Here is a 15,569-nt window from a genome sequence, read left to right on the forward strand (position 1 = left end):
GCCGTTAGCTCTCCATTTTGAATTAAGCGATTAGTGCTTTATTGACGATTTCAAACGTATCCGACGACAATCCCTGATGATCGCGAATGCGTTCGAGCTCCTGTTGTATCAGTTGACGGCGTGATGGTTCGATTTTCTTCCAGCGGTTAAAGCAGCTAGCGAGCCGGGCGGCGGTTTGTGGGTTGATGGCGTCGAGTTCGATGATTTTCTCGGCGGCAAATGCGTAGCCGTAGCCGTCTGCGGCGTGAAAATGCTGTAGATTGAGGACGCAGAACGAGGTGATCAGCGAGCGCACTTTATTCGGGTTTTTGAGCGAAAACGCCGGGTGCGCCAGCAGAGATTGCACGCGGTTGAGCGTGCCCTGGCGGCGGCTGGTGGCTTGCAGTGCAAACCATTTGTCCATCACCAGTGCGTCGTCTTTCCATTGCGCAGCAAAATCGGCCAGCTGCTCTTCGCCTTCGTCGTGGCCGTGGCGGTTGACTAGGGCTTTGAGCGCGGCGAGGCGGTCGGTCATATTGTCGGCTTTGCGGTATTGATCGGCCAGCAGGCTGGCAATCATTTTCTCGTCGAGCTCGGCCAGATAGTCGAGGCAGACATTTTTCAGGCTGCGGCGCGCGACTTGTTCGCCATCGTAGCGGTACGGCGTGCCGTCGTTGAGGCGCTGATAAATGGCGAGCAATTCCTGTCGCGTTTCGCGGGCGATATGCTGTTTCAGCGTCTGGCAGACCAGTGAAAGGCGGCTTGGATCGACGTCGGATAATTGCTCAAGCAGGTAGTTTTCTGCCGGCAGCTGCAGCATCAGTGCGATCAGCGCGGGGTCAAATTTTTCGGCGTGTTCGATGTAGCCGCTGAGCAGTTTGCGGTAGGCGGCGATAAAGTTATCCGGTGCGGCCAGCGGCAGGCTGGCTTCCTGGGCATACAGGCGTTTGATCAGCAGGGTGGCAAAGGTATTGGCCGCTTCCCAGCGCGCAAAGGCATCGCTGTCGTGCGCCATCAGGAACACCAGATCGTCGTCGCTGTAATCGTATTCCAGTACCACTGGTGCGGAAAAATCGCGCAGCAGGGACGGCACGGGTGGACAGGGCACATGCGTGAAGGTAAAGCTTTGTGTTGTTTCACGCAGCTGCAGGACGCGCGTCGTTGCGCCCGCGTGGGCTTCGCCTGCCAGCTGCAGCGGTAAATCCTGCCCACGGCGGTCGATCAGGCCGATGGCAAACGGAATATGGAACGGCAATTTATGGTCTTGCCCCGGTGTAGGCGGGCACGATTGAGTTAGGGTGAGGGTATAGCTCTGCGTCTCAGCCTGGTATGAGCCCTGGGCAGATACCCTAGGGGTGCCTGCCTGGCTGTACCAGCGTTCAAATTGCGTTAAGTCCACATGGTTCGAGCCTGTTTGATTTGCGTCGGCCATCGCCGCACGGAAGTCATCACAGGTCACGGCCTGACCATCATGACGTTTGAAATATAAATCCATGCCTTTGCGGAAACCATCGCGCCCCAGTAGTGTTTCATACATCCGCACCACTTCGCTGCCTTTCTCGTAAATGGTCATGGTGTAGAAATTATTGATTTCCAGATACTCATCCGGGCGGATCGGGTGCGCTTGCGGGCCCGCGTCTTCGGCAAACTGGCTGGTGCGCAGCGTGCGTACATTGCCAATGCGTTGCACAGCGCGGCTGCCGATGTCGCTGGAAAATTCCTGATCGCGATAGACGGTGAGGCCTTCTTTGAGCGAGAGCTGGAACCAGTCGCGGCAGGTGACGCGATTGCCGGTCCAGTTGTGGAAGTATTCATGCGCCACCACGGCGTCGATGCCGTCAAAATCGATGTCGGTCGCGGTTTCCGGCTTGGCGAGCACAAACTTGGTATTGAAGATATTCAATCCCTTGTTTTCCATCGCGCCCATATTAAAGTCCGACACGGCAACGATCATATAGGTATCCAGATCGTATTCAAGACCAAAGCGTTCTTCGTCCCAGGCCATGGCTTTTTGCGCGGCGGCGAGTGCATGGTGGCATTTATCCAGATTGCCCGGCTCGACGTAGATCTCGATATTGATCGTGCGGCCCGATTGCGTTTGATGTGTGCCGGATAGTACGACCAACTTACCAGCTACCAGCGCAAACAGATACGCGGGTTTTTTAAATGGATCGACCCATTTAACCCAATGACGGTTTTTGTCTAGCGTACCCGCGCCAACGCGATTGCCATTCGAGAGCAGCACCGGGTACTTGCTCTTGTCGGCAATGATCGTCGTGGTGAATTTGGCCATCACGTCCGGGCGATCAAGGTAATAGGTGATTTTGCGAAAGCCCTCGGCTTCGCACTGGGTAAAGAAATTACCGTTCGATTGATACAGCCCCATCAGGCTGGTGTTGCTGGCCGGATCGACGATGGTGATGATTTCCAGGATGCCGTCCTCGGGCATCTTGCTGATCGACAGGGTGTGTTCATCAATACAGTAGTTGTCGGCCGTGAGCGCAGCGCCGTCCAGCTTGATGCTCTCCAGCTGCAAAGCTTCGCCATGTAGCACCAGTGGCGCATCGGCGGCCACCCCCTTGTTGCGCCGGATGATCAGCCGGGAACTAACTTTTGTCTGGGTATCGTCCAGATCGAAAGTCAAATCAACGCGGTCAATCAGATAGCTAGGGGGGGTATAATCAAGGCGATGGATGGCTTGGCGGCTGCTCATAAATGCGGCTCTTCAGGCTGGCAGATAAAGTCTGCAAGATTAACCCTAGGCTGCGTGTAAGACAATGGCGAGTCTGTGGTGATTATCTTCAATTGCCGCCAGTCGGCAAATGTGCAACCGGGGCGAGGCTTGCTGCAGGCTGCTGCAGGCTGCTGCAATCGGCGCTGCAATCATTCCGCGCCCTGGGGTTTGCGTTGGGTCAGATAGAACTAAAAAACTGATACATATTCAAAAAGAATCGTTCTCTTGAATATAGAAGGGCTGGTATTATTGCAGACTGTTAGCCGTATAACCGGATAGAAGCCATGTATATTTACGACGATTACGACCAAAAGATCGTGGACCAGCGCGTAGCGCAGTACCGCGACCAGACGCGCCGCTATTTGGCTGGCGAATTGACCGACGATGAATTCCGCCCGCTGCGCCTGCAAAATGGTTTGTATATTCAGCGTCTGGCCCCGATGTTGCGTGTGGCTATTCCATATGGCCATTTGCGCAGTGCGCAAGTGCGCAAGCTGGCCGAATTGGCGCGTAAATACGACAAAGGCTATGTGCATTTCACCACGCGCCAGAATGTGCAATACAACTGGCCTGCGCTGGAAAACGTGCCTGAGATGCTCGCTGAGTTGGCCACCGTACAAATGCATGGCATTCAGACTTCGGGCGCCTGTATCCGCAATACCACGTCGGATCAGTTTGCCGGTGTGGCGCACGATGAAATCGTCGACCCACGTCCATGGTGTGAAATCATCCGCCAGTGGTCTACTTTCCATCCGGAATTTGCCCACCTGCCGCGCAAGTTCAAAATTGCTGTGAATGGCGCTGCCGAAGATCGCGCCGCTGTGCTGGTGCACGATATTGGTATCAATGTAAAACTGAACGCCGCAGGTGAAGTGGGCTTCGAAATTTACGTCGGTGGCGGCCTCGGTCGTACGCCGATGATTGGTGATCTGATCAAGCCGTGGCTAGAGCCAAAACATCTGCTGACTTATCTCAATGCCGTGCTGCGCGTGTATAACCGCTACGGCCGTCGGGATAATAAATACAAAGCGCGGATCAAGATTCTGGTCAAAGCCATGACGCCGGAAGCGTTTGCCGCCAAAGTCGAGCAAGAATGGGCATTCGAGAAAGACGGCCCGCAAACGCTGACCGATGCCGAAATCGCACGTAATCACCGCTTCTTCACTGCTCCAGCTTATGAAACCTTGCCAGCTGACGATGCTGAATTCGTCGCGGCCAAAGCCGCCAATCCGGCTTTTGCACGTTGGGTAGAGCGCAATGTCTTTGCGCACAAAGTACCTGGTTACGCTGCGGTGACGTTATCGCTGAAGAAAACCGGCGTACCACCGGGCGATGCAACCGATGCGCAACTCGATGATGTCGCTAATCTGGCTGACCGCTTCAGCTTTGGTGAAGTGCGCGTCTCGCACGGGCAAAACCTGATTCTGGCTGATGTAAAACAATCTCAATTGTTTGCCCTATGGGAAGAAGCTAAACGCATCGGCTTTGCAACGCCGAATATTGGTTTGCTCACCGATGTGATCTGCTGTCCGGGTGGCGACTTCTGCGCCTTGGCCAACGCCAAATCAATTCCGGTGGCTCAAGCCATTCAGGAGCGTTTTGACAATCTGGATTATCTATTTGATCTGGGCGAAATCGACGTCAATATGTCGGGCTGTATCAATGCCTGCGGCCATCACCACGTTGGCAATATTGGCGTACTGGGCGTGGATAAAAACAATGCCGAGTACTACCAGATTACGCTGGGTGGCCGTCAAGGCGCCGATGCGAAAATTGGCAAGGTGATTGGCCCGTCTTTCGCGCAGGAAGAAATGCCTGATGTAATGAGCAAAATCATCGACGTGTTTGTAGCGAACCGCGAAGGCGAAGAGCGCTTTATCGATGTGTTTGACCGCATCGGTGCCGAGCCTTTCAAAGCCAAAGTTTACGAAGGCAAACCGATTCGCAAGGAGAAAGCCGATGTCTAATCAACTCATCATTAATCGCGACATCGTTGATAATCGCTGGACCCGGGTTGTGCCTGATGCCGAAGGCGGGGTATCTGTTCCTAGCGAAGGCGCTATCTTGGTTCCATACCAATACTGGCTGGGGCATAGAGATGAATTGGCCGGACGCGAAGTGGCTATCTGCTTTGCGCCGGACGATGAACCCGAATCATTGCCAGTCGATGCCAATACATTTGCCATGATTGCCTGCGACTTTCCGGTCTTTACCGATGGTCGTGGCTTCTCGATTGGCCGTCTGCTGCGCGTGCGCTATGGCTTTACTGGCGAATTGCGCGCTGTGGGTGATGTATTCAAAGACACTTTGAACTATCTGGCACGTTGCGGCTTTACAGCCTTCGAAGTGCGTGCCGACAAAGACATCAACGAAGCGATCAAAGGGATTGACGATTTCACCGAGTTCTACCAATCCAGCGTTGACGTGCCCAACCCATTGTTCTTGCGCCGCCCCGTGACTGCTTAGTCACCAAAAACGAGCCTTATATATACCAACTCAGCCCGCGCCAGCGGGCTGAGTGCTTTTCGGGTCTGGTTTTGCACTGTTTGAGCGTTCCTGTTGGGTTGCTTTTGCCCACTGCTCGCCGCTTTAGCTGGTTTTGCCGCGTTTTGTCGGTCGTTGTGCCGGTGCAGTTGTTTGTCTTTCTGCGCTTTTTGCCAAAATAATTCGATTTTCGTTCCCTTTCCGATCAATCACTTAGCACCTTTGTTGGATTTTCTTCGCCGATAGGTGTTGACGTGTTTCAGGGGCGTGGGTATAGTTCGGCCTCTCTGCTGATGACGCAGCGAAACGAAGTAGTCGTTTCTCTGGTTCTTCAGCCCGATCTTTAACAAATTACAGCCGATGAGTGTGAGTGCTTGATTCGTAAGTCAAATCAAGTGCTTGCACTCAATTGAAAAGAAAATTGAAAGACAAATTCTTCGGAATTTATCTCGCAGTTTCTTTGAGTATTGAAGTACAAGCCAAGTAGTACATTTAGCTTAGAGATTAAACGAAAGAGTTTGATCCTGGCTCAGATTGAACGCTGGCGGCATGCTTTACACATGCAAGTCGAACGGCAGCACGGACTTCGGTCTGGTGGCGAGTGGCGAACGGGTGAGTAATACATCGGAACGTACCCAGTAATGGGGGATAACTATCCGAAAGGATAGCTAATACCGCATACGCCCTACGGGGGAAAGAGGGGGATCGCAAGACCTCTTGTTATTGGAGCGGCCGATGGCTGATTAGCTAGTTGGTGAGGTAAAGGCTCACCAAGGCGACGATCAGTAGCGGGTCTTAGAGGACGATCCGCCACACTGGAACTGAGACACGGTCCAGACTCCTACGGGAGGCAGCAGTGGGGAATCTTGGACAATGGGCGCAAGCCTGATCCAGCAATGCCGCGTGCGTGAAGAAGGCCTTCGGGTTGTAAAGCGCTTTTGTCAGGGAGCAAATCCTTGTGGCTAATACCCACCGGGGATGAGAGTACCTGAAGAATAAGGACCGGCTAACTACGTGCCAGCAGCCGCGGTAATACGTAGGGTCCAAGCGTTAATCGGAATTACTGGGCGTAAAGCGTGCGCAGGTGGTTTGTTAAGCACGATGTGAAATCCCCGAGCTCAACTTGGGAATTGCATTGTGAACTGGCTAACTAGAGTACGGCAGAGGGGGGTGGAATTCCACGTGTAGCAGTGAAATGCGTAGAGATGTGGAGGAACACCGATGGCGAAGGCAACCCCCTGGGCTGATACTGACACTCATGCACGAAAGCGTGGGGAGCAAACAGGATTAGATACCCTGGTAGTCCACGCCCTAAACGATGTCAACTAGTTGTTGGGCTTTTCGGAGCTTAGTAACGCAGCTAACGCGTGAAGTTGACCGCCTGGGGAGTACGGTCGCAAGACTAAAACTCAAAGGAATTGACGGGGGCCCGCACAAGCGGTGGATGATGTGGATTAATTCGATGCAACGCGAAAAACCTTACCTGGTCTTGACATGTACGGAATCCTTGAGAGATCGAGGAGTGCCTTCGGGAACCGTAACACAGGTGCTGCATGGCTGTCGTCAGCTCGTGTCGTGAGATGTTGGGTTAAGTCCCGCAACGAGCGCAACCCTTGCCACTAGTTGCTACCATTCAGTTGAGCACTTTAGTGGGACTGCCGGTGACAAACCGGAGGAAGGTGGGGATGACGTCAAGTCCTCATGGCCCTTATGACCAGGGCTTCACACGTCATACAATGGTCGGTACAGAGGGTCGCTAACCCGCGAGGGGGTGCCAATCTCACAAAACCGATCGTAGTCCGGATTGCACTCTGCAACTCGAGTGCATGAAGTCGGAATCGCTAGTAATCGCGGATCAGCATGTCGCGGTGAATACGTTCCCGGGCCTTGTACACACCGCCCGTCACACCATGGGAGTGGGTTTCACCAGAAGTAGGTAGGCTAACCGCAAGGAGGCCGCTTACCACGGTGGGATTCATGACTGGGGTGAAGTCGTAACAAGGTAGCCGTAGGGGAACCTGCGGCTGGATCACCTCCTTTCAAGAGAAAGACCTGCGGGTCAAGTACTCACACTCATCGGCTGTAGATTTTGAAGATACAGAGAAAGTAGCTGAGCAATGAAGCAATTCATTGTTGGGTTACGGACTTGGTTGGAAGCTGGGTCAGTAGCTCAGTCGGTTAGAGCACCGTCTTGATAAGGCGGGGGTCGCTGGTTCGATTCCAGCTTGACCCACCATTGATTCATCAGTGGAAACAGCTTAGTAATGCCAGATTGGGGGATTAGCTCAGTTGGGAGAGCACCTGCTTTGCAAGCAGGGGGTCGTCGGTTCGATCCCGTCATCCTCCACCAATCAAACTGTGAGGTGTTAGGCGTGAAGAGTAAGGTGTAAAACCTGTTCCAAACTAGCTTAAACGAGATATCACAATTGAAGCAATTAACACCGTTAGTTGTTTGAATTCTGATTTCTTAAATCAGCAGCGATTTAATTGGCTGTATCGTTCTTTAACAAAATAGAAGAAGTAATATCTCCTAATTAAACAATGTAGGAGTGAAGTTGGGTTTGAGGTTTACGCCTCACGCCTTACGCCTCACTCCTTACAGTATGAAATTGGGTTGATTGTATCTGCTAGTCAAAAGACTAGCCGTTGAATGACCTGAGAAATCATTCAACAAGTCGTAAATACCGATACTCTAAACCGAGATCACGGTAAAACGTGTTTGAGGTTATAGGATCAAGCGAATAAGTGCATCTGGTGGATGCCTTGGCGATGATAGGCGACGAAGGACGTGATAGCCTGCGATAAGCGTGGGGGAGCTGGCAAAGTGCTTTGATCCCACGATTTCCGAATGGGGAAACCCGGCCCTTTTGGGTCATCCATGACTGAATACATAGGTCATGTGAAGCGAACGCGGTGAACTGAAACATCTAAGTAACCGCAGGAAAAGAAATCAACCGAGATTCCCAAAGTAGTGGCGAGCGAAATGGGAAGAGCCTGTACGTGATAGCAGTCGTGTTAATAGAAGGCAATGGAAAGTGCCGCCATAGTGGGTGATAGCCCCGTATATGAAAACACAATTGTGGTACTAAGCGTACGAGAAGTAGGGCGGGACACGAGAAATCCTGTTTGAAGATGGGGGGACCATCCTCCAAGGCTAAATACTCATCATCGACCGATAGTGAACCAGTACCGTGAGGGAAAGGCGAAAAGAACCCCGGGAGGGGAGTGAAATAGAACCTGAAACCGGATGCATACAAACAGTGGGAGCAGACTTGTTCTGTGACTGCGTACCTTTTGTATAATGGGTCAGCGACTTACGTTCAGTAGCAAGCTTAACCAAATAGGGGAGGCGTAGGGAAACCGAGTCCGAATAGGGCGCACAGTTGCTGGGCGTAGACCCGAAACCAAGTGATCTAGCCATGGCCAGGATGAAGGTGCGGTAACACGCACTGGAGGTCCGAACCCACTGACGTTGCAAAGTCAGGGGATGAGCTGTGGCTAGGGGTGAAAGGCTAAACAAACTTGGAAATAGCTGGTTCTCCTCGAAAACTATTTAGGTAGTGCCTCATGTATCACTGACGGGGGTAAAGCACTGTTATGGCTAGGGGGTCATCGCGACTTACCAAACCATGGCAAACTCTGAATACCGTCAAGTGCGAGCATGGGAGACAGTCCTGGGGTGCTAACGTCCTGGGACAAGAGGGAAACAACCCAGACCGCCGTCTAAGGTCCCAAATGATCAATTAAGTGGAAAACGAGGTGGGAAGGCATAGACAGCCAGGATGTTGGCTTAGAAGCAGCCATCATTTAAAGAAAGCGTAATAGCTCACTGGTCGAGTCGTCCTGCGCGGAAGATGTAACGGGGCTCAAATTGATAACCGAAGACGCGGATATGTACGATGTACATATGGTAGAGGAGCGTTCTGTAAGCCTGTGAAGGTGTCTTGAGAAGGATGCTGGAGGTATCAGAAGTGCGAATGCTGACATGAGTAGCGATAAAGGGGTGAAAAGCCCCCTCACCGAAAACCCCAGGTTTCCTGCGCAACGTTCATCGGCGCAGGGTGAGTCGGCCCCTAAGGCGAGGCAGAAATGCGTAGTCGATGGGAAACAGGTTAATATTCCTGTACTTGGTATTAGTGCGATGTGGGGACGGAGAAGGTTACCTCAGCCAACGGTTGGAAGAGTTGGTTTAAGTGTGTAGGCGTGTGGCTTAGGCAAATCCGGGCTGCTTTAACGCTGAGGCATGATGACGAGTCTACTTGTAGACGAAGTGAGCGATACCCTGCTTCCAAGAAAAGCCACTAAGCTTCAGCTAATATCGAACCGTACCGCAAACCGACACAGGTGGGTAGGATGAGAATTCTAAGGTGCTTGAGAGAACTCGGGAGAAGGAACTCGGCAAATTGACACCGTAACTTCGGGAGAAGGTGTGCCTCTAGTCAGTGAAGGTGTACAACCGGAGCTAAATGAGGCCGCAGAGAAATGAGGGCTGCGACTGTTTATCAAAAACACAGCACTGTGCTAACACGAAAGTGGATGTATACGGTGTGACGCCTGCCCGGTGCTGGAAGATTAAATGATGGGGTGCAAGCTCTTGATTGAAGTCCCAGTAAACGGCGGCCGTAACTATAACGGTCCTAAGGTAGCGAAATTCCTTGTCGGGTAAGTTCCGACCCGCACGAATGGCGTAACGATGGCCCTACTGTCTCCTCCCGAGACTCAGCGAAGTTGAAGTGTTTGTGAAGATGCAATCTCCCCGCTGCTAGACGGAAAGACCCCGTGAACCTTTACTGTAGCTTTGCATTGGACTTTGAAGTGGTTTGTGTAGGATAGGTGGGAGGCTTTGAAGCTGGAACGCTAGTTTCAGTGGAGCCGTCCTTGAAATACCACCCTGACCCCTTTGAGGTTCTAACCTTGGTCCGTTATCCGGATCGGGGACCGTGCATGGTAGGCAGTTTGACTGGGGCGGTCTCCTCCCAAATTGTAACGGAGGAGCTCGAAGGTCGCCTAGGTACGGTCGGACATCGTACTGATAGTGTAATGGCAAAAGGCGGCTTAACTGCGAGACCGACAAGTCGAGCAGGTGCGAAAGCAGGACATAGTGATCCGGTGGTTCTGAATGGAAGGGCCATCGCTCAACGGATAAAAGGTACTCCGGGGATAACAGGCTGATTCCGCCCAAGAGTTCACATCGACGGCGGAGTTTGGCACCTCGATGTCGGCTCATCACATCCTGGGGCTGTAGCCGGTCCCAAGGGTATGGCTGTTCGCCATTTAAAGTGGTACGTGAGCTGGGTTCAAAACGTCGTGAGACAGTTTGGTCCCTATCTGCAGTGGGCGTTGGAAGTTTGAGGGGGGCTGCTCCTAGTACGAGAGGACCGGAGTGGACTGACCTCTGGTGTACCGGTTGTCACGCCAGTGGCATTGCCGGGTAGCTAAGTCGGGAATAGATAAGCGCTGAAAGCATCTAAGCGCGAAACTAGCCTCAAGATGAGACTTCCCTAGGTCTTTAAGACCTCTAAAGGATCGTTCGAGACCAGGACGTTGATAGGTCGGGTGTGGAAGCGCAGTAATGCGTTAAGCTAACCGATACTAATTGCCCGTGAGGCTTGATCCTATAACCTGAGACGCGTTATGCGATGAAGGTGCAATCGACCCGATTGCGAATTGTTGAATAAAGAGAGACCGGCGAAGCGAAAGCTGAGCTGATGAAAGATTACTTCTTCTATTGATTTCGAGTGGTTGCAAAGGTGAAAGCCTAAGCAGTCAACTCACCCAGTTTTGTCTGGTGACCATAGCGAGGTGGTCCCACTCCTTCCCATCCCGAACAGGACAGTGAAACGCCTCAGCGCCGATGATAGTGCGGATTGCCCGTGTGAAAGTAGGTCATTGCCAGACTCCCCTAAGTAAGCCAGAAGCCCAGTTCGAAAGAGCTGGGCTTTTTGCTGTCTGCGAGATTGGCAATGTGCAGGACAGGTATGTGGCTGGAGGGTATGCTCAGATTGCTCTGTAGCTAAATACTCTTTGAAACTACCGCATCCACAGCCGATACGTTTATTTTGGTGTGACGTTTGTAGAACATTCGTTCTTTTTGTTCTTGAGTTTTGCGAGTTTACCTTGTATTGTGAACGTACGTTCTATATTAATCAGGGAGAAATTCCATGGCTTACCGTTTCCGTGTATCTCATTCTGCTTTTGTCCAGTTACGCCAGCTTGAAGTGCCGATGGCCTTGCTGGAATATCTGGCGCAGCCTGCTTTGTGCGGTGCCGCAGCGATGCTGTCGCAGCGTATGATTGCCAAAATGCCACGTCACTTGCGCGTAGTTGCGCAGAATTTTATCGGCCTTTATGTTGTTGCGGATGGTCAGGGTGAGGTCAAAGAGGTCAAGTGTATGAAGCATCGTCTGGCTATTGCCGAGCAGGCTGAGCAATATGGCTTTTCTGCTGATTGCACAAGAATCGAATTTGGCAAAACTACCGGCTGGCGCACTTCGATTGGTGCTTGATGGGTATATGGTTGTAGGATTTTATATTTTTGCTTTACAAGTCAATACTGCCTATGGGTATGTAGGATGATAGGGCGCAAGGCCCAAGATTTTGCTACACTCTGCGCATTCGTTTGCAAAGGGTAAAATCCATGGCTCAGTATGTAATGTCAATGCTTCGCGTGAGCAAAATTGTTCCACCCAAACGCCAAATTATTAAGGATATTTCGCTGTCTTTCTTCCCCGGCGCAAAGATTGGCCTGCTGGGTTTGAATGGTTCGGGTAAATCGACCGTGCTGAAAATCATGGCCGGTGTTGATAAAGAATACGACGGTGAAGTGCAACACTTGCCTGGCATTAAAATCGGCTATCTGGCCCAAGAGCCTGAGCTCACTGCGACCAATACCGTGCGCCAGGAAGTCGAAAGTGGTTTGGGCGAAGTATTTGAAGCGCAAGCCAAGCTCGAAGCTGTGTACGCCGCCTACGCCGAAGAAGGTGCGGACTTTGATGCGCTGGCCGAAGAGCAAGCTCGTCTGGAGGCGATTATTTCTGCTGGCTCAGGCGAAAACGTCGAGTTGCAACTGGAAATCGCTGCCGATGCACTGCGTCTGCCAGAGTGGGATGCGATTGTTGGTAATCTATCCGGTGGTGAAAAACGCCGCGTTGCTTTGTGCAAATTGCTGCTGTCCAAGCCCGATATGTTGCTGCTTGACGAACCAACCAATCACTTGGATGCCGAATCGGTTGAATGGCTGGAGCAATTCTTGGTGCGCTTCCCTGGCACCGTGGTGGCCGTAACGCATGATCGTTACTTCCTCGATAATGCTGCTGAGTGGATTCTTGAGCTGGACCGTGGTCAGGGCATTCCATGGAAAGGCAATTACTCATCTTGGCTGGAGCAAAAAGAAGCCCGCTTGAAGCTGGAAGAGTCACAAGAATCTGCGCGCCAGAAAGCCCTGAACAAAGAGCTCGAATGGGTACGCCAGAATGCCAAGGGGCGCCAAGCCAAATCCAAAGCGCGTATTGCCCGCTTTGAAGAGTTGAGCAGCTTTGAGCATCAGAAACGCAATGAAACCCAAGAGATCTTTATTCCAGTTGCCGAGCGTCTGGGCGATAAAGTCATCGAATTCAAAGGCGTTTCCAAAGCCTTTGGTGATCGCCTGTTGATCGACAATCTGAGTTTCAATGTGCCAGCTGGTGCGATTGTCGGCATTATTGGCCCCAATGGCGCCGGTAAATCGACGCTGTTTAAAATGATTGCCGGTAAAGAATTGCCCGATAGCGGTGAAGTGGAAATCGGTCAAACCACGCAAATGGCTTTTGTCGAGCAAAGTCGTGAAGGCTTGGAAAACAGCAAAACGGTGTTTGAAGACGTGTCAGGTGGCCATGATGTGATTACTGTTGGCAAGTTCGAGATGAGCAGCCGCGCGTATTTGGGCCGCTTTAACTTCAAAGGTGCCGATCAGGCAAAAATCGTCGGCAATCTGTCAGGTGGTGAGCGCGGTCGTTTGCACTTGGCCAAAACACTATTGAAAGGTGGCAATGTGCTGCTGCTCGACGAGCCATCAAATGACTTGGATGTGGAAACTTTGCGTGCACTGGAAGACGCTTTGCTGGAATTTGCTGGCACCGCGTTTGTAATTTCCCATGATCGCTGGTTCCTCGACCGTATCGCGACGCATATTTTGGCGGCCGAAGGCGATTCGCAATGGACTTTCTTTGACGGTAACTACCAAGAGTACGAAGCCGACAAGAAAAAACGTCTGGGTGAAGAAGGCGCGAAACCAAAACGTATTCGCTACAAGCCAATTTCTCGTTAATTGAATCAGTAATAAAGCAAAGCCACTCTGCGGAGTGGCTTTTTATTTGAAAATGCATTTTCCAGCGTGCGCGATACAAGCGCAGGCTCTGGTTTAGCTGCGTACGATTTGTACGATAGTGCGTTGCAAGGCGGGTAGTACGGCTTGGGTATTAAGGCGCGGGTTGCTGATGGCGCGCATGCTCAAGCCATCAAACAGGGAAATAATCAGGTCGCACCGCGCATTATTGTCTTCCTCGCTGAGTGCAGGCAGGTCTACGCGGGCTTTGGTGATAATGTCTTTGCCAAACTCATGCAACACGCGATTTGACGCTTGCAGCATTTCGGCAACTTTGGGGTTGCGCGATGCTTCGGCGATCATTTCAAAGTTGAGTGCCGAATTTGATAAATCCAGACTGTCGGCCAAGCCTTGTTCTGCGTGCTCAATCAGCGCCTCAATCGTGTTTTCTGCGCGCAGCAACATATGGATGACCTGCAGCTGCTTGTGCTGCTCGCGATCAATAATCGCCGAGATAATCGCTTCCTTGTTTGCAAAATAATGATAGATATGACCCACGCTCATGCCCGCTGCTTTAGCGATTGAGGCCATGCTGGCAGCATGAAAGCCGGCGAGGCGAAAACAGGCCGCCGCTGCATCCAGTACTTGCAGCCGGCGTAATTCTGCTTTATCAATATCGGGTAAATCAGCAGAGTTGGCGCTCATTGTCACAATTTCCTAAGGTATTCAAGCTAGATTCGGTGTGGAATTATACTCACTTGCCATTTTTTTGCTAAGAAATTAGAATGATCGTTCATTCTAGAGTGAGCGCTCTAAATTTACAAGCCAGCTGCCAGCAGGATCTGCTTGGCTTTCTACTTCATGCATTCAGATAAAGAGACCCAATATGCCCAGACAGCCAAAGTCCCTGCCACGGTTACTGACAATGACATTGCTCGCTGCCGCGCTGAGCGCTTGCGGCCAGCAGGCGCCCCAGGGTGGTGCGGGTGCCAACGGACCCATGCCGGTAGGGGTGGTGAGTTTGAAAACTCAGGATATTCAGATCGAGCGTGAACTGCCCGGCCGTACTGTGGCGCACCGCAGTGCTGAAATTCGCCCGCAAGTGGGCGGCATTTTACAAAAACGCCTGTTCACCGAAGGCAGCGAAGTGAGCGCCGGACAAGTCTTGTACCAGATTGACGACGCCAGCTTTAAAGCTAGCTATGAAAGCGCCAGTGCGGCACTGGCGCGGGCTCAGGCCAGCTTGCTCAGCAGCAAACTGAAAGCAGAACGCTATCAGGAGCTGATTGCGATCAACGGCGTTAGCCGTCAGGAAAACGATGATGCGCAGGCTGCTTTTCTGCAAGCCAAGGCTGATGTGGCTGCCGCAACGGCCGCACAGCAAGTCGCCAAAATCAATTTGAACTACAGCCAGCTTCGCTCGCCGATTAGCGGGCGCATTGGCAAATCCAGCGTGAGCGAAGGGGCTTTGCTCGCAGTTGGGCAAGCCACAGCCTTGGCCACCGTGCAGCAGCTTGACCCGATTTATGTTGATATCAGCCAGTCCAGCGCAGAATTATTGCGCCTGAAAAGCGAATTTGCCACTGCGCAGCCGACCAAGCAAGGCTTGCCAGTCCGTCTGATTACTGAAGACGGTCGTGAATTTGCCCACGAAGGCCGCTTGCAATTTGCCGATGCGACGGTTGATGCCGAAACCGGCGGCGTGACCTTGCGCGTGTTAGTGCCTAATCCGGACAAAACCTTGCTGCCGGGCATGTTTGTCCGTGCCAAATTAGCCACTGCCGAAGTACAGAAAGCGGTGTTGATTCCACAGCAGGCGCTGATCCGCACCCCGAAAGGGCAAGCCAATGTCATGGTGGTCGATAAAAATGGGCAGGCACAAGCTGTTCCGGTGAAAGCCAGCCGCACTGTGGGTGATCAGTGGCTGATCAGCGAAGGTTTGCAAGGTAATGAGCAACTGATCGTTGAAGGTTTGCAGAAAGTGCTGCCTGGCATGCCGGTGAAAGCCGAGCCAGCCAAAACACAGAGTCAAGCCCAGCCACAAGCCAGCGCAGCAGCGCGTCAATAAAG

At 52.2% G+C, this 15,569-nt stretch carries 7 protein-coding genes, 2 tRNA genes and 3 rRNA genes; 10 read left to right on the top strand and 2 right to left on the bottom strand.

The genetic code is table 11. The features are described 5' to 3' along the window. Positions 1–22: 22 nt before the first annotated feature. Positions 23–2,692 (bottom strand): aminopeptidase N, encoded by a 2,670-nt coding sequence (gene pepN, locus ABHF33_RS13295; RefSeq protein WP_348944402.1) that lies wholly within the window; start codon positions 2,690–2,692, stop codon positions 23–25. 305 nt (positions 2,693–2,997) lie between these two features. Here pepN and ABHF33_RS13300 point away from each other — a divergent pair, with 305 nt between their 5' ends. The 9 genes from ABHF33_RS13300 to ettA all read left to right on the top strand — a co-directional run bounded on the left by ABHF33_RS13300 (position 2,998) and on the right by ettA (position 13,502). After that, entirely contained in the window at positions 2,998–4,680 is a 1,683-nt protein-coding gene (locus tag ABHF33_RS13300; protein ID WP_348944403.1) for a nitrite/sulfite reductase, read from the top strand. Continuing rightward, positions 4,673–5,179: a DUF934 domain-containing protein gene (locus tag ABHF33_RS13305; protein WP_348944404.1), complete on the top strand. Its 507-nt coding sequence runs from the start codon at positions 4,673–4,675 to the stop codon at positions 5,177–5,179. Before ABHF33_RS13300 ends, ABHF33_RS13305 begins: the two co-directional genes overlap by 8 nt. 524 nt (positions 5,180–5,703) lie before the next feature. Continuing rightward, positions 5,704–7,237 (top strand): 16S ribosomal RNA (locus ABHF33_RS13310). Between the two features lie 119 nt (positions 7,238–7,356). After that, positions 7,357–7,433 (top strand) — tRNA-Ile (locus tag ABHF33_RS13315). 38 nt (positions 7,434–7,471) lie between these two features. Beyond that, positions 7,472–7,547, top strand: a tRNA-Ala gene (locus tag ABHF33_RS13320). 381 nt (positions 7,548–7,928) lie between these two features. Further along, positions 7,929–10,814, top strand: a 23S ribosomal RNA gene (locus ABHF33_RS13325). Between the two features lie 167 nt (positions 10,815–10,981). Next, a 5S ribosomal RNA gene (gene rrf / locus ABHF33_RS13330) occupies positions 10,982–11,095 on the top strand. The 16S, 23S and 5S rRNA genes sit together here with 2 tRNA genes alongside, the layout of an rRNA operon. A 263-nt stretch (positions 11,096–11,358) precedes the next feature. Next, the gene (locus tag ABHF33_RS13335; protein ID WP_348944405.1) at positions 11,359–11,703 is read left to right on the top strand and encodes a hypothetical protein; all 345 of its coding nucleotides are present in this window, start codon (positions 11,359–11,361) and stop codon (positions 11,701–11,703) included. 131 nt (positions 11,704–11,834) lie between these two features. Continuing rightward, on the top strand, positions 11,835–13,502 hold the full coding sequence (gene ettA, locus ABHF33_RS13340; protein ID WP_348944406.1) for an energy-dependent translational throttle protein EttA: 1,668 nt from the start codon (positions 11,835–11,837) through the stop codon (positions 13,500–13,502). Positions 13,503–13,595: 93 nt separating this feature from the next. Here the strand turns inward: ettA and ABHF33_RS13345 are convergent, their stop codons facing one another. After that, the gene (locus tag ABHF33_RS13345; RefSeq protein ID WP_348944407.1) at positions 13,596–14,204 is read right to left on the bottom strand and encodes a TetR/AcrR family transcriptional regulator; all 609 of its coding nucleotides are present in this window, start codon (positions 14,202–14,204) and stop codon (positions 13,596–13,598) included. 220 nt (positions 14,205–14,424) lie between these two features. Here ABHF33_RS13345 and ABHF33_RS13350 point away from each other — a divergent pair, with 220 nt between their 5' ends. Further along, entirely contained in the window at positions 14,425–15,567 is a 1,143-nt protein-coding gene (locus tag ABHF33_RS13350) for an efflux RND transporter periplasmic adaptor subunit (RefSeq protein ID WP_348944408.1), read from the top strand. The last annotated feature ends 2 nt before the right edge of the window (positions 15,568–15,569 follow it).

This window comes from Chitinibacter sp. FCG-7 (genome assembly GCF_040047665.1).
Taxonomy (GTDB): domain Bacteria; phylum Pseudomonadota; class Gammaproteobacteria; order Burkholderiales; family Chitinibacteraceae; genus Chitinibacter; species Chitinibacter mangrovi.